Below are 18,061 nucleotides of genomic sequence, written 5' to 3'. Positions count from 1 at the left end.
GATCCGACGATTATCGCGGTGGCTTCGAGCGTCGAGACGTTACGCCAGCCCGAGCGTCTCCTCGGCCTCTAAGAGTTCGTGATACCGGTTCCGGATCGTCACTTCGGAGATGTCGGCGACGTCGCTGACGGCGGCCTGCGTCGTCTTCTCGTTGGTCAGCAGGGCCGCGGCGTAGACCGCGGCGGCGGCGAGGCCGACCGGCGACTTGCCGCTGTGGACGCCCTTTTCCTTCGCGTTCTGGAGGAGCCCGCGGGCGCGGTGTTCGGCCTCGTCGGAAAGCTCGAGTCCCGAGGCGAAACGCGGCACGTAGCTCTCGGGGTCGGCCGGCTGGACCTCGAGGCCGAGTTCGCGGACCACGTAGCGGTAGGTGCGGGCGATCTCGTTTTTCTCGACGCGGGAGACGTCGGCGATCTCGTCGAGGCTCCGGGGGACGCCGGCCTGGCGAGCGGCGGCGTAGACGCAGGCCGTCGAGACGCCTTCGATGGAGCGGCCGGGCAGGAGGTCCTCGTCGAGCGCGCGGCGGTAGATGACGGAGGCCGTCTCGCGGACGTTCGTCGGAAGGCCGAGCGCGCTCGCCATCCGGTCGATCTCGCCGAGGGCCTGCTTCAGGTTGCGCTCCTTGGAGTCGCGGGTGCGGAAGCGCTCGTTCCACTTGCGCAGACGCTGCATCTTCTCGCGCTGGCGCGATCCGAGGGAGTTGCCGTAGGCGTCCTTGTTCCGCCAGTCGATGTTCGTCGACAGCCCCTTGTCGTGCATCGTGTTCGTCGTGGGTGCGCCCACGCGGGACTTCTCGTTTTTCTCGGCGGCGTCGAAGGCCCGCCACTCGGGACCGCGGTCGACCGAGTCCTCCTCGACGACCAGTCCGCAGTCCTCACAGACGGTTTCGCCGTGCTCGTCGTCGACGACGAGATTGCCCGCGCACTCGGGGCAGGCGAGGTCGTTTTGCTCGCTCTCGGTTGTCTCTTCGCTCGTTTCGTGTTCGGTACGCCGTACTCTGGTGCTCGATGGTGTGTTGGTCATACGATGGCGAGTGCTGACCGGCCGAACTGGCTGCAAAAGCCCGGGCGGATTCGTTACCTACCTCGTTCCGACACTCGAGGGTTAAGGGTTTCGGAATCGGAGCCCGACACCTCTCGAAAACGGGTAATTCGCGGGGACTAGTATGATCGATCAAAACAATACGACCGAGAAATCGATTCGAATCGGAGTTTCCAAATCCACACCGTTCGAACCGCCCCTATGAACGTCGCCGTCGGGAGCACGAACCCGGTCAAAGTCGACGCCGTCGAACAGACGCTCGAGCGATTCCGGCCGTCGGTAACCGCGGTCGCAGTCGACTCGGGCGTCCCCGAGCAGCCGTGGTCCATCGAAGAGACGGCAACGGGGGCGGAAAACCGCGCCCGACGAGCGCTCGCCGCGAGCGACGGCGAGTACGGGGTCGGGCTCGAGGGTGGCGTCGCCCGACTCGACGGAGTACCGGGAGTGTCGCTGATCATGTGGGCCGCCGCGACCGACGGTGATCGGATGGAACGCGGCGGTGGCCCGACGCTCCGGCTTCCCGACGACGTCGCACGTCGCCTCGAAAACGGGGCCGAACTGGGACCGGTGATGGACGACCGGCTCGGAACGGACGGGATCGCCGAGGCCGACGGCGCTGCCGGCGTACTCACGGCCGGTCTCACGGATCGAACGAAGGCGCTCGGTGAAGCGGTCGCCTGTGCGTTCGGGCCGTTCGTCGCTGATGACCGCGATTCGACGACGTGTTAGCGTGTGGTTCGTGAGGGAATTCGAGCCCGCTCAGGGTCACACGGTCGACAGTACGTTCACCGAGAGCGTACACTCAGGAATTGACGATAGTGCGGAGAGAGTCTATATTAACCGACCGTACCAACGAAAGCTTTCTGCTCGATTATTCACCTATTACCCACCAGAAAATCGCAAGAAGGCGGTAGGTTAACCACACGTACCAAACCCCCTAAGGGTGTACCTGCCTTTGGACCGATTATGAGCACTGCAATGGCCGCCGACCTCACGGGCAAGCAACGTCAGATCCTCCAGTACCTCCGCGACAACGCAGGAACGAAGACCTACTTCAAATCCCGCCTTATCGGGAAAGAACTCGGAATGACGGCGAAAGAGGTCGGCTCGAACATCACGGCGCTCCAGAGCGGCGACTTCGACGTGGACATCGAAAAATGGGGTTACTCTTCGAGTACGACGTGGAAAGTTAACGTTTAACGGACGGTCTGACCGAAGCCGATCGCGTACCCGCTCCCCGCCGGGTGTACGGCTTCACCGACGCGTACTCGCAGGAATCGCTCTCGTGTTCACCTTTTTCACGGTTCGTGACGTATGTGCGATCGACGAATGTCAGCGCCAGTTCTCTTCGACATGGACGGTGTCATCCTCGAGGGACCGGGAACCGACCCGCAGGTGTACGCGGACGCCGCGGACGCCGCGCTCGCCGAACTCGGCGTAGAGCCGACGACGGCACAACGAGATGACCTCCAGCGACACACGCTCGAGCGCGTCAGCGATCGCTGTGAAACGCTCGGTATCGATGCCGCGACGTTCTGGAAACTGAAAGACGAGCACGCCTCGGCGACGAGTCACGACCTGATTCGATCGGGCGAGCGCGGCACCTACGACGATATCGACGCGATTCGCGACCTCGCCGAGCGGACGACGATCGGTCTCGTGACCAACAACCGCCACGCGACCGCCGAGTTCGTCGCCGACCACCTGGCGTTCGATTTCGACGTCGTTCGCGGACGCCGTCCGACGTTCGCGGACTACGAGCGCCGGAAACCGGAGCCGCACTTCATCGAGGACGCGCTTTCGGAACTGGGCGTCAGCGACGGCCTCTACGTCGGCGATTCGGCCACGGACGTCACGGCCGGGCACGCGGCCGGACTCAAGACCGCGTACCTTCGCCGATCCCACAATCGCGACGCCGGCTGCCCTGCGGAGGCGACCGCCGAATGCGAGTCGCTTACGGATCTGTTAGACGTCGTCGAAACGATCTGAAACGCGAGCGTCGAAGCGTTCGGTCAGTAATACGTTCTTACAGTCGGTAACAGCCGCTTACCCGTTGTACTCGAGGAACTGATCCGCGTTGCGCGCGAGGCGTCTCGCCCCCTCGCCGAAGGAGTCGGCGTGGCGGACGACCAGGATCAACACCGTCCCGGGACGTTCGACGGCGTACCCGTCCTCTCGCGAGAGCAGCCCCGCTTCCTCGAGTTCGCCCGCGTACTTGCTCACCGTCGGCGGCGAGACGTCGAGCGCCGTCGCGAGGTCGCCAGCCGTCGCGTCCGAGTTGCGGAGGAGTTCGACCAACATCCCGCGAGGCGTCTCCCGTCGAAGGTAGCCGAGCGCCTGCTTTTCGAAGTCGTCGAAGCGCCCCGCCGGGACGAATCGCTTGTAATCCCCGTCGCGGAAACGCTCGATTACCTCGAGTTCCTCGAGACGGCGCAGGTGGTGTTGGGTCTCTCCGGTGCCGAGCTGGAGGTCGTCCCGGATCTTCGAGAAGTGTGCGCCGGGCGTCGTCGAGAGATAGCCGGCGATCGCGTCGCGAGCGTCGCTTTCGCCCGTATCAGCCGCTGCCGACTCGGAAATGCCGGCAAGCGGCGTTGCAGCACCGAGTGCCGCAAATCGGCGGAGGGTCGCTCGTTTGTTGTCGTCGACCCCATCAGAACCCGTCATGCTGTGCGTATCATCCGAAATGTGACGAGTGGTAAAACCGGTTTCGCTCCGCTTTATTCACCGAAAACTGACTGTCAAGCGTTAATCAGTTTTGTCGGGTCTGGCGTCGCCCGCGAACTCCTGGTCCATCTCCTCGATGACCTCGTCCGGATCGGAGATGGTTCCGGCGTCCTTGCCTTCCTTGATCGCCTGGGCTTCCTGCTCCATCGCCTCGAGGTCCATCTCGGCTTCCTCGTCGATCTCGCCGATGATCTCGGCGATGTCGTCGAGGCCGATCAGTTCGCGCGTCTCCTCGTCGAACTCGAGACTGTCGAGTTGCTGGCCGTCCTCTTTGACGTCGCTGCCCGAGAGGTGTTTGCCGTAGCGGCCCACCATGGAGGTGAGTTCCTGGGGCATGACGAACGTCGTCGAGTCGCTCTGGCCGATCTCGGCGAGGGTCTCCATTCCCTGGTCGATGATGGCCCGTTCGCCCATCGATTCGGCGGATTTTGCGCGAAGGACCGTCGAGATCGAGTCACCCTGCGCTTCCAGGATCTGACTCTGCTTTTCACCCTGTGCGCGGATGATCTCGCTTTGCTTGTCACCCTCCGCTTTCTCGACGGCACTGCGGCGTTCACCCTGTGCCTCGAGGATCATGGCGCGGCGTTTTCGCTCGGCGGAGGTCTGTTGTTCCATCGCGCGCTGGACGTCCTTGGACGGGTTGACCTCGCGGACCTCCACGGACTCCACTCGAATCCCCCACTCGTCGGTGGGTTCGTCGAGTTCCTGACGGATGCGGGCGTTGATCTCCTGGCGCTTGTTGAGCGTATCGTCCAGTTCCATGTCGCCCAGGACGGCGCGCAGCGTCGTCTGGGCGAGGTTGGAGACGGCCTTCTTGTAGTCGTCGACCTGGAGGAACGCCTTCTTGGCGTCCATCACTTTGATGTAGACGACGGCGTCGGCCGTCACCGGCGAGTTGTCCCGCGTGATCGCTTCCTGTCGGGGGACGTCTAACGTCTGCGTTCGCATGTCGAACCGGTAGGTGTTCGAGACGAACGGCGGAACGAAGTTGATACCGGGCTCGAGGAGTTTTCGATACTCTCCGAAGACGGTCAGGGCGCGTTTCTCGTACGCGTCGACGATTTCGATCGCGCTGAGTAGTGCGGCGATAACGACGAGGAGGACGAGGGCACCGACGACCAGCAGGGCACCACCCGCCTGAAGTGGCAGTAATTCTACGACCATAGTCCGATCTTACGGGGGGGACGGGAAAAACGTTCCCTTATTTCATCGACATGTCTCGTTTCGGGTGCGTCACCGCTATTTCTCCGTCTCGGTCTCGGACTCGTCGTCGCCGCGTTCGTCGTCTCCTGCCGGCGAATCGGACGCCGTGGCATCCCGAGCGAGCGCGCGGTCGATTTCGTCTTCGCCGATCGCTCCGAGCGATTCGACCGTGAGCACGTTTCCGCCGCCGGGGTCGAGAACGATGACCTCCTCGCCCTCTTCGATCGTTCCGCTGGTCGAGCGGGCGCTGTAGTAGGGTGCGAACCCACCTTTGTCGAGTTTGACCTCCCCGCCCCGGTTCGTGACCGTCTCGGTGACGTACCCCGTCGTGCCGGAGAGGGAACTCGAGTCCGTCGTCTGGGCCGTTCCCTTGCCGCCGTAGAAGTCGAACTCGTTGTAGACGTACGCCGCGGCGAGTCCGATAGCGAGCGTGAGCGCCGCCAGTATGAACGGGCTCAGCGGGGACGGGAAAATGACGCCGATCAACCCTGCGCCGACCAGTGCGACCCCGATCACGATGAGATGTGCGCCGGGCGACAGGGCTTCGAGCGCCATCAGTACGAGCCCCGCGACAAGAAGCGCGAGCGGCATGTTTCCGAGGAGAGGTTCGAGCATGTGCTGAGCTAAGTTCTCACCCAAATTAAAGGTTATCGAGGTCCTTCGGTTGCGTGTTTCAGCAGGCAAGACCGGTAAATCAGGCTCTGGCGCCCGCTCAGAACGGAATCGAGATGGTCCGGAAGATAACGAGGATCATCACGACCGCACCGAGGAAGACGAAGAGGACGTTCTCGAGGGCCGGGTCGCCGGGCTCGATCGGTGTCGAACTGGGTTCGGGCGCGTACGAATCATCGGTATCGGCGTCGTCAGTCTCGTCGTCCGCACCGGAGAGGTCCAGCGGGATCCGGTAGCCGTCGTCGTGATTTTCGTCGTGCGCGACGTTCTCGGTATCAGTAGCGCGGATCCGCCCGTCCCGGTCCGCCCGGTCGTCGTGAGCCGCCCGGTCGTCGCGGTCCATCTGCCCGTCTCGGTCCGTTCTCCCCCAGCTATCTTCGCGCTGTCCCCGCTCGTCGTCCGCGCTCTGGACGTCCGATTCCGTCGGTGACGCCTCCTCGTGGCCGTCATCGTCGCCGTCGGTCCCGGACGCGTCGTCTGCCATACCCGGTCGTAATCGTTCCGGCGTCAAAAACCCGCCGTCCGATTTCCCCGACGATACTCCGCGTCGACTCGAGCCGCCGGATATCGGAGCGGACCGATTCACGGCGACGTTCGAACCGTCTCAGGTTCGTTCGCTGCGGTCGCCGATGTTGCCACCGTAAACGACGCCGCGTTCGGCGTCGAGCGTCACGACGGTTCCGTCCGCGGGTTCGGAGAGGTCGGCCCCGCTGATCATCGGAATGTCTATCTCTCTGGCAACCAGTGCCGGATAGCCGGTCAGTCCCCGCTGTGCGTCGACGATCCCGCCGATCCTCGTCGGATCGCCCTCGAACTCCTCGTCGAAGTCCGCCGGAAGCGACAGGATCGCTCCGTCGGGGACGTCCGAGAGGTCGCCGTCGGAAACCCGAACGAGGGGGCCGGTTACCCGCCCCTCGACGACGACGCGGCCGGTCGTCAGCGAGTCCGCGGCGACGTGAACTTTCATCATGTTCGTCGTGTTCGCTCCCTCGAGTTCGGTCATCATCCCGCAGAGGACGACGACGGTGTCGCCGCTCTCGGCGACGCCCGCATCGAGCGCTGCCTGGACGGCTTTCTCGACGACGGCGTCGGCTCCCTGATCCGAAACGCGAGCGTACAGCGGCGTCACGCCCCACGAGAGCGCGAGCTGTCGGCGAACGCTGTGGCTCGGCGTCGAGGCGACGACCGGAACGCCCGGCCTGTACTTCGCCGTCTTCAGGGCGGTGTAGCCGGATTCGGTTGCCGCCACGACCGCGTCCGCACCGATGTCGCGCGCGAGAAATCGCGCTGATCGGGCCAGCGCGTCGGTTCGCGCCTCGCCTGCGGCGGGGACGCGCTGTTCGAGCAACTCGGCGTACTCGTCGGAGCCTTCGACTTCGCGGACGATACGCCCCATCGCGTCGACCACGTCGACGGGATGGTCGCCGATGGCCGTCTCGGCCGACAGCATCACCGCGTCGGTGCCGTCGAGGACGGCGTTTGCAACGTCCGAGGCCTCCGCCCGCGTCGGTCGCCGGGCGTGGACCATCGAATCGAGCATCTCCGTCGCCGTGATCACCGGCGACCCCGCGTTCCGACACTTACGGATGATTCGCTTTTGAATCATCGGCACGTCCTCCATCGGACACTCCACGCCCAGATCGCCGCGGGCGACCATGACTCCGTAGGACGCCTCGATGATATCGTCGAGGTTTTCCACCGCGCCCGCGCGTTCGATCTTCGCGACGATCGGGATCTCGGCGCCGAGTTCCTCGAGCACTTCGCTGACCTCGTAGACGTCCTCGGCGTCCCGGACGAAACTCGCCGCGACGAAGTCGACCTCCTTTCTGGCGGCTAGTTCGAGGTCCAGACGGTCTTCCTCGGTGACGATATCGAGGTCCAGGTCGACGCCGGGAACGTTGACGCCTTTGCGTCCGCCCAACTCGCCGCCGGTATCGACATGAGCGCGGATCGCGTCGTCTTCCTGTGCGATGACGGTCGTCTCGATCAACCCGTCGTCGAGCAGGATTCGGTCGCCTACTTCGACGGGATCGATCGGCAACGAGAGGCCGACCGTTTCGGACGTCACGCTATCGCCCTCGGCGAATCGTATCTCCGAATCGGTCTCGAGCGTCACCGTCTCACCGTCGGGAAGCGGTGCGGTCCGAACTTCGGGCCCCTGCATGTCGAGCATCACCGCGACGGGTTCGTCGCGCTCCTCGTCGACGGCGCGAACGCGATCGATCAGCGTGGCTCGGTCCTCCCGGCTGCCGTGGCTCGCGTTCAGCCGAGCGACCGACATACCCGCAGCTGCGAGCTCCCGGATCGTCTCCCGATCGCTCGAGGCGGGCCCGAGCGTACAGACGATTTTGGCGTTTCTCATGGCTCGAGCTAACGCGGGTATCGCTAAAAAGGTAGGTGATTAACTCGAACTCGAGTTCCTACTCGTCGGGCCGTAATTTGCCACGTGAACCGTTTTGCATCGACCGGCCCACGATCGGATCATGCCCACCTACGCCTCGCTCATCGAACTCGATGACCGCGACGTCCAGAACGCACAGGAACTCGCCTCGATCTGGGGCGAGATCCGGACCGAGTTCGAACAGCACGACGCCGAACTGATCGACTCCTACGCCGCCCTCGGCAACGCCGATTTCCTCATCACTTTCGAGGTCGACGATCGCGAGGCGGCGTTCAAGTGCGCGCTGACGCTCCGTCGCCACGGTCTCGAGGGCCAGACGATGGAGATCGTCGACACCGACGACTTCGCGAACCTCGTCGACGAGATATAACCCGGGGCGCGGCCGACCCCGAACGACGTCTATCGGTAGAACTTGAACTCCCGCTCGGGAACGCCGTCGACGGGAACGTACTCGAGATCGAGCGCCCAGCCCGGTCGGTAGTTACGCCGGTCCAGCCCCTCGGTCCACTCGAGTCCGCCGCTCGTGTCGTACCCGCTCGTGTCCTCTCCCTCTTTGGGCATGCTCATCGGCGAGTAGAAATGCGTCGCGCCGCCGCTGTTGTCCGAGACGGCACACCGGAGGATGTCGTCCGCGAGCGCCGTGATCTCCGCCGTGGGGGACTGGTTCCTCGCGTACGCGCCCCACACGTCGCGCACGGTGGAGACGCCCTGTTGTTCCATCCGCGTCAGAACGGTGAATCCGACGGCCGTCCGGGCCGGCGTCTCGCTGATCGAGGCCTCCGAGGTGATGACCCGGGCGAGGTCGTCGACGTTCTGGGACGTGTAATACTGGTCGGTGCAGTCGCCGGGCGAACCGCCGCCGCTCGTCAGGTAGGTGCCGGCGCACCAGACCCACTCGCCGTAACTCGGAACGTGCAGTCCCCACCAGGTGTATCCGTCGCTCTCCTCGGGACCGTTCATGATTTCGCCCGTCGTCCCCTCCGGATACGTCCGCACGACGTCGTAGTGCAAACCGGGACCCTCGCGGCCGTTGAGGTCGGTCGTCATCTGAACCTCCTCGCCGTCGGAGAAGGATGCGGTCGCGGTCGACGCGCCGATGGCGGTGCCGCCGACCGCCACGCCCGTTACTCGCATCAGCGTTCGTCGTGATAGCTTCATTGCGACCGCATCGTTGCGACACGTCACGATACGGGATTTGATGGAAAATCCATGAAAAGATATATGTATTCGATGTCGTCGGATCGACAATAATACCGGTAAGAGCCGGTGGCGGCGTCTACTCCGAACCGTAGGCGTAGAGCGCGTAGCCGACGGTAGCGGGCGAATAGTCGCTCTCAGCGGCGACGGCGCGGACCTGCTCGAGTAAGACGCAGTACTCGCGAGGGGCGATCCGGCCGTTCGATCCGCGAACGCGCCCGAGATCGGCCAACGCCGCCCAAACAGTCTCGTCACCGACCGCGTATCGCTGCGGATCGAGTCCCGCCAGCACGCACGACGCGGTCAGCGTCTCGAGCCCACACAGTCCCGTGAGCAGCGTGATTCGGGAGATGTCGTCCGTGACGGTGACGGCGTTAGCTGTCATCGTCTCGCACTCCTCCCGCGAGTTCCGCATGACGCGGTGGGCGTTCCGCGTCGAGACGGCGTAGGAGAGGGCGTACAACTGTCGACGCGTTAGATACCCCTGCTCCCTGTACCGTTCGCCACACGCTTCGATCGCGTCCCGGGAAATCACGCCGCCCTCGGCGCACTCGTCGAGGTGGTCGCCGATCAGCTCGTTCACGACTCTCCGGTTTCACGTAAATATTTATAAATTATGGCCTAGAAAACTAGCGTCACCGTACTCGCGCCGGTCGAACGCGGGTGCAGCTTCAGCCGACGCGTCAGCCGGATTCGAATCCGCTCGAGCGTCGACTTACCGCACCTTCTCGCCGATTTCGGCGTCAGCGTGAGTCGTCAACAGATCCGCTTCCTCGCCGGCCGCGAGGATCATGCCGTTGGACTCGACGCCGAACAGCTCCGCGGGCTCCATGTTCGCCAGCAGAACGCACTTGGTCCCGGGAAGCTCCTCGAGATCGTGCAGTTGCTTGATTCCCGCGACGACCTGCCTGGTCTCGAAGCCGATATCGACCTCGAGACGTGCGAGGTCGTCCGCTCCCTCGATCCCCTCCGCTTCCTCGATCCGTCCGACGCGGATATCGAGGTCCTGAAAGTCGTCGAAGCCGATCCGATCCTCGAGAAGCGGCTCGAGATCGCCAGTATCCGTCATACCATCGGTTTCGCTCGCGGCGGTGTCGTCGCTTTCGGTTTCGTCCGCGGCGTCGTCCCCACCGGCGCTCTCGTCCGACGCCGCCTCGACACGATCCTCGAGCTTTGCGGTGAGTTCCGCGACGCGCTCGTCCTCGATCTTTTCGAAGAGTTCGCCGGGTTCGTCGAAGCTCCGCGGCGGGGCCTCGAGGGCGTCCCCGAGGTGGGCGTCCCCGATCTCGCCGTCCTCACCGATCTGCTCCCAGAGCAGTTGGGCTTTCTCGGGCGTGATCGGCTCGAGGAGGACGCTGACGGCCTTGGCGATCTGGACGCAGTCGCGGATGACCTGTGCGGCTCGCTCCGGATCGTCGTCCGTGAGTTTCCAGGGCTCGTTGCGCTGGATGTACTCGTTGCCGAACTGCGCGAGTCGCGTCGCGGCCTGGCCGACGCCGCGAAGATCGTAGTCGTTGACCGCCGCTCGAGTCTCGCCGATCGCGCCCTCGATCCGTTCTCCGACCTCCTCGGAGACGTCCGAAGCGCGAGACGGTGTCTCGCTGACCTCCGAGTGTGACTCGGAGACGTCCGGGGTGCCCTCGTAGTTTCGGTAGGCGAAGAGCAGCGAGCGGTACCAGAAGTTACCGACGGTGCCGACGAGTTCGCCGTTGACCTTCTCCTGGAAGGCGTCCCACGAGAAGTCGACGTCCTGTTGAAGCCCGCCCGTGGTCGTCAGGTAGTACCGCAGGAGGTCGGGGTGGAATCCCTCGTCCAGGTACTCCCTGGCCCAGATCGCGCGGTTGCGGCTCGTCGAGAGCCCCTTCCCGTTGATCGTGATGAAGCCGGTCGCGGCGATTCCTCGCGGGGCGTTGTAGCCCGCGCCCTCGAGCATCGCGGGCCAGAAGATGGCGTGGTGCTGGATGATGTCGCGGCCGATGACGTGGACGATATCACCGTCCTCCTTCCAGACGCGCTCCCAGTCGTACTCGTCCGTCCCGACGCGTTCGCTGTACTGTTTCGTACTCGCGATGTACTCGATAGGCGCGTCGACCCAGACGTAGAGGACGAGGTCGTTACCGTCTCCGTCATCAGAACCGGGATAGTCGATCCCCCAGTCCATATCCCGCGTGATACACCAGTCCTGCAGGCCGTCTTCGATCCACTGGCGCGGCTGGTTACGCGCGTTCGAGGTTCCCTCGAGACCGTCCAAGAATTCGGTGAGGTAGTCCGTGAACTCGGAGACCTCGAAGAACTTGTGGGTCCGCTCGCGGTACTCGGCCGGATTTCCGGTGATCGTGCTTTCGGGATCCTCGACCTCGCCGGGCTCGAGGTGGCGCTGGCAGCCCTCGTCGCACTCGTCGCCGCGCGCCCTCGCGCCGCAGTAGGGGCAGGTGCCGACGACGTAGCGGTCGGGGAGGTACTGGTCGGCGTCGGGGTCGTAGGCGACCTGAATCTCTTTCTCGTAGATGTAGCCCTCGTCGTCCAGTTTACGGACGATCTCCTGGGTGAGTTCGGTGTTGGTCTCGTCGTGGGTGTGTCCGTAGTTGTCGAAGTCGACGTTGAACTGCGGGAACGTCTCCTCGTACTGTTCGTGCCACTCGACGGCGAAGTCTTCGGGGTCGACACCCTCCCGTTCGGCGTTGACGGCTACCGGCGTGCCGTGCATGTCCGAGCCGCTGACGTAGGCCGTTTCCTGGCCCAGCGTCTCGAGGGCTCGGTTGAACGCGTCTGCGCCGATATACCCCCGCAGGTGACCGATGTGCAGGTCGCCGTTGGCGTAGGGCAACCCGCAGGTCACGATCGCGGGTCGGTCCGTCGGAAAGTCGTCGTTGCTCATATCTGTGTGCTGTCGGTGACGGGCGTAAAACCCGCCGGTTTTCGGTCGGTAGTTGGTTCTCGAGCGAGACCGATCGCTTTCGAGCGAGCGGTCGAAACTGAGCCGAGTTTCGACGCCACGCGAACATCGTATGAGCGATGTATTCGAAGCGTTCCACCCGGCGTGTACCGTCGCTACAGTCGCATCAAAAGAGCGCTACGGACGGTACGCGTCATCGATTTCTACTTGTGGACACACGTACATAATTGTTCGGCTCCGCGACTCGCGTTCGTCTCGGACGGTCGTGTGATACCGACAAGAGATACGCAGTTATTGTCCGGATACGGACCACAAAGACCGTATTTCCAATCTCGACAGTCATGTACTGTTTTGACATATCCCACACCAGACCCCGACTATGAGTTCACTCGATATTCCGCGCGAGAAGTGGGCGACCCGCACCGGTTTCATCCTCGCCGCCGTCGGCAGCGCAGTCGGACTCGGGAACATCTGGCGATTTCCGTTCCTGACGGCGGAATCGGGCGGGGCGGTGTTCGTGCTCGTCTACCTGTTGCTCGTCGCGCTCATCGGGCTCCCCGTGATGCTCGTCGAGTTCGTCATCGGACGACGGTCGGAGCGAAATCCGATCGGCGCGTTCAGACGACTCGGTCATCCGTCCTGGAAGTTCGCCGGAGTGATCGGCGCGCTCGCGGGCTTTCTCATCCTGTCGTACTACAGCGTCGTCGGCGGCTGGGTGCTCCAGTACATCGTCGCTAGCTTTTCCGGCGGTTACGGCGGAGACCCGGAAACGTTCTTCGTCGGGACCGCGTCCGGGACGAACGCGGTCATCTTCCACGCCGTCTTCATGGCGCTCGTGGCCGGTATCGTCGCCCTCGGCGTCCGCAACGGGCTGGAGAGAGCGGCGAAGGTGATGGTCCCGAGCGTCATCGTGCTCCTCGCGATCCTCGCCGGGTACGGTGCCACGCTCCCGAACGCGGGTGTGGGATACGAGTTTTATCTCAATCCGGACGTGAACACGTTCGCGTCCGATGCCGTTTCGATTCTGCCGGCCGCGGCGGGTCAGGCGTTTTTCACGCTCTCGCTCGGGATGGGCGTGATGATCACCTACTCCTCGTACCTGGGCGAGGACCGGAACCTGCTCAACGATTCGCTCATCATCGTCGCGATCGATACGTTCATCGCGCTCCTGGCGGGGCTCGTCGTCTTCCCGTTCCTCGCCTCCCAGGGAATCGATCTCGAGACCGGCGGCGGCGGCGCCGGTGCCGTCTTCATCAGTCTCGCGGCCGCGTTCGAGACCATGCCGGCGGGTCATCTCGTCGGCGGCGTCTTCTTCATCATGCTGGCGATCGCCGCGTTATCTAGCGCGTTCAGCATCCTCGAGGTCGTCGTCTCGTTCGTGATCGACACGTTCGATATCGGTCGCGTCCCGGCGACGATCGGACTCGCCGTCATCATCTTCATCGTGGGCATTCCGACCGGACTCGACCTGAACTACCTCGACGCGTACGACCTGTTCGCGAACAACATCCTGCTCATCGTCGGCGGACTGGTGCTCTCGATCTTCATCGGCTGGGTCTACGCCCCCGAGGCGCTCGAGGAACTCGACCAGGGGCGAGACGGAAACTGGTTCGACGCGTACTGGATCAACGTCGTTCGGATCGTCGTTCCCGTGGTCCTCCTCTACACGGTGTATCTCGCGATCATGGAGTACATCGAGTTCATCCAGGGAACGTTCCTCTGAACGGGGTTCGTCCATTCGACGGACCGGACGGGAACGGTCGAACTGTATCGACGGCCGGAGTACCGCTCTCCCGACCCGATCGTCGCCGCGGTCGGAGCCCCGAAACCGCCACCCTACTGTTCGTCGACTGTCCCTCGATCGGCGTCCCAGATCGTCGGCAGCAGTTCGAATCGGCTGGCAAAGAGCAGTCCCACGCCGACCAGTAGCGGTCCGAAAAACAGCGCTGCGAACGCGATTTCCCCGGGCGCGAGGACCGGTGCGACCGCGGCACCAACCCACGCGAGCCAGGCCAGCGCCTCCCACGGCTTCCCGTCGTAGAGTCGCCAGACGGCGATCGAGAGGAGGAAACCGCCGAGTGCGGCCGAAAGCAGCGTCGGCTCGGCGACGAGCGAGAGACCGACGATCGCCGCGAACCCGACGACTGCAACACCGTCCTGACGGTCGAGAGCCATGGCGGTACCTGGTCGTCTCAGTCAAAAACGCGTATCGGTTTCGCCGCTCGATCACGGATCGCCGATCGATCAGTCGTCGCTCACGAGCGGGACGCTCGCGCGCACCTCGAGTCGGTCCAGATCCCCGATGAACGACGCGAGCATCTTCCGGGTCACGTGCGGCATACAGACCACCCGTAGCTCACCCGTCCCAGTCCTCGAGATCCGCCAGCCTTCGGCCCGAAGCGCGTCGAACGTCGAGCGCGGGACGTCGGCGGCGACGAGGGGCAGCGCGGGATCGACGACCTCGTACCCTCGCTTCTCGAGGGCGTCGGCCAGCCACTCGGCGTTGTGCTGCGAGCGGACGTACTGGCTCCGGTAGCCGTCGGGCCACAGCTCCGCCATCGCCGCCACGGCGCTGGCGACGCCCGCACCCGATCGCGTGCCGGTCAGCGTCGCCTGCGAGGTCGACTCGAGGTAGGGCGTGTCGACGGCGAGTTCGTCGAGCAGGTCCGCGGAGCGAACGAGCAGGCCGCCGGCGGGGACGGCGGCCTGGCCCATCTTGTGGGGATCGATCGCCATCGTATCGACCGGCGCGTGACTGAAGTTCCACTCGTGGTCGGTAAACGGCAACACGAACCCGCCCCAGGCGGCGTCGACGTGTAACAGCGCGTCGACCGACGCCGCGATCTCGCCGAGTTCCGGAATCGGATCGACGCGGCCGTACTCGGTCGTTCCCGCGATGCCGACCACCAGCGCAGTCTCCCGATCGACGCAGGATCTCACGGCCTCGAGATCGGCACGGAAAGCGTCGTCCGTGGGGACGATCCGCAACTCCACGCCGAGCACGTCGGTGGCCTTCTGAAAACTGAAGTGGGCCGATTCGGACACGACGACGTTCGGCGTCCGCGTCTCGGCGCGGTTGCGAGCGATCCGGACCGCCTGAACGTTCGCCTCCGTACCGCCGCTGGCGACGTAGCCGGACGGCTCGTCGAGTCCGGCGATCTCGCCGAGCATCGCGATCGCGTCGTCCTCGAGCGCCGCGACGTTCGGATAGGTACCCGGATCGCCGGGATTCGTCGCGAGAAACCGCTCGGCCGCATCGCGCGCCTTCGGGTGGGGTTCCGTACACATCGACGAGAGCACCCGACCGAACGCTTGCGGCTCGATTTGCATATCACGGTTGTGAGTACTCACCGATTTATTAGTTGCGCTTATCGCCCACGAATAGCGGCATTGAAACGGTGTTTCAGCGCTCCTCGAGCGAAAACGGTGCTAACGAGGAACGCGTCGCACCGGGGTCGCTATCGAACCGAATCGAGCAGTAACTTCTGTTCCGTCCGTTTGACCTCGTGCTGGACGTCGCGAACGGCGTCGATGTTCGCCGAAATCGAGCTGACGCCCGCGTCGACGAGGAACTGGACCATCTCCGGTTTGGAGCCGGCCTGACCGCAAATGCTCGTGTCGACGTCGTGTTCGCGGCAGGTCTCGATGACGTTCCCGAGTAGTGTCAAGATGGCGGGGTGGAGTTCGTCGAACCGGTCGGCGACGTGCTCGTTGTTCCGGTCGACCGCGAGCGTGTACTGGGTGAGGTCGTTGGTCCCGAAGGAGGCGAAGTCGATGCCCGCCTTGGCCATTCCCTCGACCGACAGCGCGGATGCGGGGGTCTCGATCATCGCCCCCCACTTGCGTTTTGCGGGATCGATTCCCGCGTCCTCCATGCACGCTTTCGCCCGATAGATGTCTTCGGCGTCGTTGACCAGCGGGAACATGATCTCGACGTTGTCGTAGCCCAGTTCGTAGAGTCGCCGGAACGCCTCGAGTTCGTGGGCGAAGACGTCCGGCCGGTCGAGCGAGCGCCGGATGCCCCGATAGCCGAGCATCGGATTGTGCTCTTTCGGCTCGTCCTCGCCGCCCTCGAGTTGGCGGAACTCGTCGGTCGGCGCGTCGAGCGTGCGAACACGGACGGGTCGCGGGTAGAACTCGTCGGCGACGCTGCGGATGCCTTCGACGAGTTCCGTGATGTAGGCGTCCTCGCCGTTTTCCTCGATGAACTTCGCGGGCGTCTGGTTCAGCGAGAGGATCATGTGCTCCGTTCGGAGCAGGCCGACGCCGTCGGCTCCCGTCGCGGCCGCGCGCTCCGCGGCTTCCGGAATCGAGACGTTGACCTTCACCTCGGTCGCGGTCATCGGCTTGACCGGCGACTGCGGGCGAACCTCTTCGACGGGTTCGGTCTCCTCTTCGGGGTCGACTTCCTTCCCCTCGAGGACCGCACCCTTGTCGCCGTCGAGCGTGACGATCTGGCCGTCCTCGAGGACGGTCGTCGCGTTCGTCGTGCCGACGATGGCGGGCACGCCGAGTTCGCGGGAGACGATCGCGGCGTGGCTGGTCATGCCCCCTTCGTCCGTGATGATCCCCGACGCCCGCTTCATCGCGGGCACCATATCGGGCATCGTCATTTCGGTGACGATGATGTCGCCCTCTTTGACTTTGTCGAGGTCGTCGAGCTTCGTGACGATCTGTGCGGCCCCGCTAACGGTCCCCGGGCTCGAGCCCAGCCCGTCGACGAGAACCTCGCCGGAGGATCCCGGCCCCGAATCAGTCCCGTCGTCGCCGCCAGCGGCCTGTACACTACCGCTGCCGTCGGTGAGCCCCTTCGCAGCGTCGACGGAGCCGCCGGTCGATCCCGCCGTTTCATCGCCGCCCTCGTCGATGGTCGTAATCGGCCGGGACTGGAGCATGTAGACCTCTCCCTCAACGATGGCCCACTCGACGTCCTGAGGATTGTCGTAGTGGTCTTCGACGCGCTCGCCGAGTTCGACGAGCTGATCGATCTCGTCGTCGGAGATCACGCGCGCGTTTCGTTTCGCCTCGGGCACCTCGCGTTCGACGGTTTTACCGGACGCTTCGTCCTTTTCGTGCATCACCTTCTTCTCGGCGACGGTCACGTCGACATCCCCGTCCTCGCGGGAGATCACGTAGTTGTCCGGCGAGACGGCACCGGAGACGACGGCTTCACCGAGCCCCCACGCGGCCTCGATAATCATCGTCGGGTCGCCCGTCGAGGGGTGGCTCGTGAACATCACGCCCGACTTTGCGGCGTCGACCATCTGCTGGACGACGACCGCGATGTTGACCGCCGAGTGGTCGAAGCCCTGCTCCTGTCGGTAGTAGATCGCCCGCTGGGTGAACAGCGAGGCCCAGCACTCGCGCACGCGATCGAGCAGGTCCTCCTCGGTGACGTTGAGGTACGTGTCCTGTTGCCCCGCGAACGACGCGTCGGGCAGATCCTCGGCCGTCGCCGAGGAGCGAACGGCGACGAACGCCTCGCCGTCGCCGACCTCGCCGTAGGATTCGAGAATCTCCTCGCGCAGGTCGTCAGGAAACGGCGTCCCGAGGATGAGTTCCTGTGCGCGATCGGCTGCGGCCGCGAGCGCGCTCGAGTCCTCGACATCGACGTCGACGGCTTCGAACAGTTCGTCATCGATTTCGGCCTCTTCGATGAACGATCGATAGGTCCCGGCGGTGACAACGAATCCCGGGGGAACGGGCAACCCCGCGCCCGTAAGTTCGCCCAGGGAAGCGCCTTTGCCGCCGACCTTCTCGAGGTCGCCGGCACTGATCTCGTCCAGCCAGAGTACAGCCATTGCTATCTGCGTGGACACCCGAACGAATAAAGAAGGTTGCGAACGGGCGCGCTGATTCACAACTCGCGACCGAATTGTCTTTGGCAGTAAACAGCTGTTTACGGCCGGTCTATGCGGCCCGCGAGACGA

Annotated in this window: 17 protein-coding genes; 5 read left to right on the top strand and 12 right to left on the bottom strand. The window is 64.2% G+C overall.

Annotation, left to right across the window (positions count from 1 at the left end; all coding sequences use genetic code 11):
* Window positions 1-39: 39 nt before the first annotated feature.
* On the bottom strand, window positions 40-1,020 hold the full coding sequence (locus DWB23_RS07450; RefSeq protein ID WP_121742195.1) for a transcription initiation factor IIB: 981 nt from the start codon (window positions 1,018-1,020) through the stop codon (window positions 40-42).
* 219 nt (window positions 1,021-1,239) lie between these two features.
* Here DWB23_RS07450 and DWB23_RS07445 point away from each other — a divergent pair, with 219 nt between their 5' ends.
* The 3 genes from DWB23_RS07445 to DWB23_RS07435 all read left to right on the top strand — a co-directional run bounded on the left by DWB23_RS07445 (window position 1,240) and on the right by DWB23_RS07435 (window position 3,027).
* Entirely contained in the window at window positions 1,240-1,767 is a 528-nt protein-coding gene (locus tag DWB23_RS07445; RefSeq protein ID WP_121742194.1) for a DUF84 family protein, read from the top strand.
* Between the two features lie 237 nt (window positions 1,768-2,004).
* Window positions 2,005-2,238, top strand: a complete 234-nt coding sequence (locus DWB23_RS07440) for a DUF7123 family protein (protein ID WP_121742193.1) — start codon at window positions 2,005-2,007, stop codon at window positions 2,236-2,238.
* Between the two features lie 129 nt (window positions 2,239-2,367).
* The gene (locus DWB23_RS07435) at window positions 2,368-3,027 is read left to right on the top strand and encodes an HAD family hydrolase (protein ID WP_121742192.1); all 660 of its coding nucleotides are present in this window, start codon (window positions 2,368-2,370) and stop codon (window positions 3,025-3,027) included.
* Window positions 3,028-3,084: 57 nt separating this feature from the next.
* On the opposite strand, the gene DWB23_RS07430 is transcribed toward DWB23_RS07435, so the two are convergent.
* From DWB23_RS07430 to pyk, 5 genes are all read right to left on the bottom strand, one after another.
* Entirely contained in the window at window positions 3,085-3,702 is a 618-nt protein-coding gene (locus DWB23_RS07430; protein ID WP_121742191.1) for a winged helix-turn-helix transcriptional regulator, read from the bottom strand.
* A gap of 81 nt (window positions 3,703-3,783) precedes the next feature.
* Window positions 3,784-4,926: an SPFH domain-containing protein gene (locus DWB23_RS07425; protein WP_121742190.1), complete on the bottom strand. Its 1,143-nt coding sequence runs from the start codon at window positions 4,924-4,926 to the stop codon at window positions 3,784-3,786.
* Window positions 4,927-5,001: 75 nt separating this feature from the next.
* Window positions 5,002-5,580 carry an NfeD family protein gene (locus tag DWB23_RS07420; RefSeq protein ID WP_121742189.1) on the bottom strand — a complete coding sequence of 193 codons (579 nt, stop codon included), beginning with the start codon at window positions 5,578-5,580 and terminating at the stop codon, window positions 5,002-5,004.
* 97 nt (window positions 5,581-5,677) lie between these two features.
* Window positions 5,678-6,121, bottom strand: coding sequence for a DUF7312 domain-containing protein (locus DWB23_RS07415; protein ID WP_121742188.1), 444 nt, complete (start codon window positions 6,119-6,121; stop codon window positions 5,678-5,680).
* A gap of 120 nt (window positions 6,122-6,241) precedes the next feature.
* Window positions 6,242-7,999 (bottom strand): pyruvate kinase, encoded by a 1,758-nt coding sequence (gene pyk / locus DWB23_RS07410; RefSeq protein ID WP_121742187.1) that lies wholly within the window; start codon window positions 7,997-7,999, stop codon window positions 6,242-6,244.
* Window positions 8,000-8,120: 121 nt separating this feature from the next.
* On the opposite strand from pyk, the gene DWB23_RS07405 reads away from it, so the two are divergent.
* Window positions 8,121-8,408 carry a GYD domain-containing protein gene (locus DWB23_RS07405; protein WP_121742186.1) on the top strand — a complete coding sequence of 96 codons (288 nt, stop codon included), beginning with the start codon at window positions 8,121-8,123 and terminating at the stop codon, window positions 8,406-8,408.
* 29 nt (window positions 8,409-8,437) lie between these two features.
* Here DWB23_RS07405 and DWB23_RS23955 read toward each other — a convergent pair whose 3' ends face one another.
* The 3 genes from DWB23_RS23955 to metG all read right to left on the bottom strand — a co-directional run bounded on the left by DWB23_RS23955 (window position 8,438) and on the right by metG (window position 12,113).
* Complete coding sequence (locus tag DWB23_RS23955; RefSeq protein WP_394341743.1) at window positions 8,438-9,196, bottom strand: SH3 domain-containing protein; 759 nt, start codon at window positions 9,194-9,196, stop codon at window positions 8,438-8,440.
* A 118-nt stretch (window positions 9,197-9,314) separates the two neighbouring features.
* Window positions 9,315-9,818 carry a hypothetical protein gene (locus tag DWB23_RS07395; protein WP_121742185.1) on the bottom strand — a complete coding sequence of 168 codons (504 nt, stop codon included), beginning with the start codon at window positions 9,816-9,818 and terminating at the stop codon, window positions 9,315-9,317.
* Window positions 9,819-9,950: 132 nt separating this feature from the next.
* Complete coding sequence (gene metG, locus DWB23_RS07390; RefSeq protein ID WP_121742184.1) at window positions 9,951-12,113, bottom strand: methionine--tRNA ligase; 2,163 nt, start codon at window positions 12,111-12,113, stop codon at window positions 9,951-9,953.
* Between the two features lie 397 nt (window positions 12,114-12,510).
* Here metG and DWB23_RS07385 point away from each other — a divergent pair, with 397 nt between their 5' ends.
* Window positions 12,511-13,854 (top strand): sodium-dependent transporter, encoded by a 1,344-nt coding sequence (locus DWB23_RS07385; protein ID WP_238717369.1) that lies wholly within the window; start codon window positions 12,511-12,513, stop codon window positions 13,852-13,854.
* A 113-nt stretch (window positions 13,855-13,967) separates the two neighbouring features.
* On the opposite strand, the gene DWB23_RS07380 is transcribed toward DWB23_RS07385, so the two are convergent.
* The 3 genes from DWB23_RS07380 to ppsA all read right to left on the bottom strand — a co-directional run bounded on the left by DWB23_RS07380 (window position 13,968) and on the right by ppsA (window position 17,932).
* Window positions 13,968-14,306 (bottom strand): hypothetical protein, encoded by a 339-nt coding sequence (locus DWB23_RS07380; protein ID WP_121742183.1) that lies wholly within the window; start codon window positions 14,304-14,306, stop codon window positions 13,968-13,970.
* Between the two features lie 69 nt (window positions 14,307-14,375).
* Window positions 14,376-15,461 carry a tyrosine decarboxylase MfnA gene (gene mfnA, locus DWB23_RS07375; RefSeq protein WP_121742182.1) on the bottom strand — a complete coding sequence of 362 codons (1,086 nt, stop codon included), beginning with the start codon at window positions 15,459-15,461 and terminating at the stop codon, window positions 14,376-14,378.
* Window positions 15,462-15,589: 128 nt separating this feature from the next.
* Window positions 15,590-17,932, bottom strand: coding sequence for a phosphoenolpyruvate synthase (gene ppsA / locus DWB23_RS07370; RefSeq protein ID WP_121742181.1), 2,343 nt, complete (start codon window positions 17,930-17,932; stop codon window positions 15,590-15,592).
* Window positions 17,933-18,061: the final 129 nt, after the last annotated feature.

This window comes from Natronorubrum halophilum (assembly GCF_003670115.1).
GTDB lineage: Archaea > Halobacteriota > Halobacteria > Halobacteriales > Natrialbaceae > Natronorubrum > Natronorubrum halophilum.
Note: the sequence above shows the minus strand (reverse complement) of the source record. Positions and strands in the feature narration are given on the sequence as shown.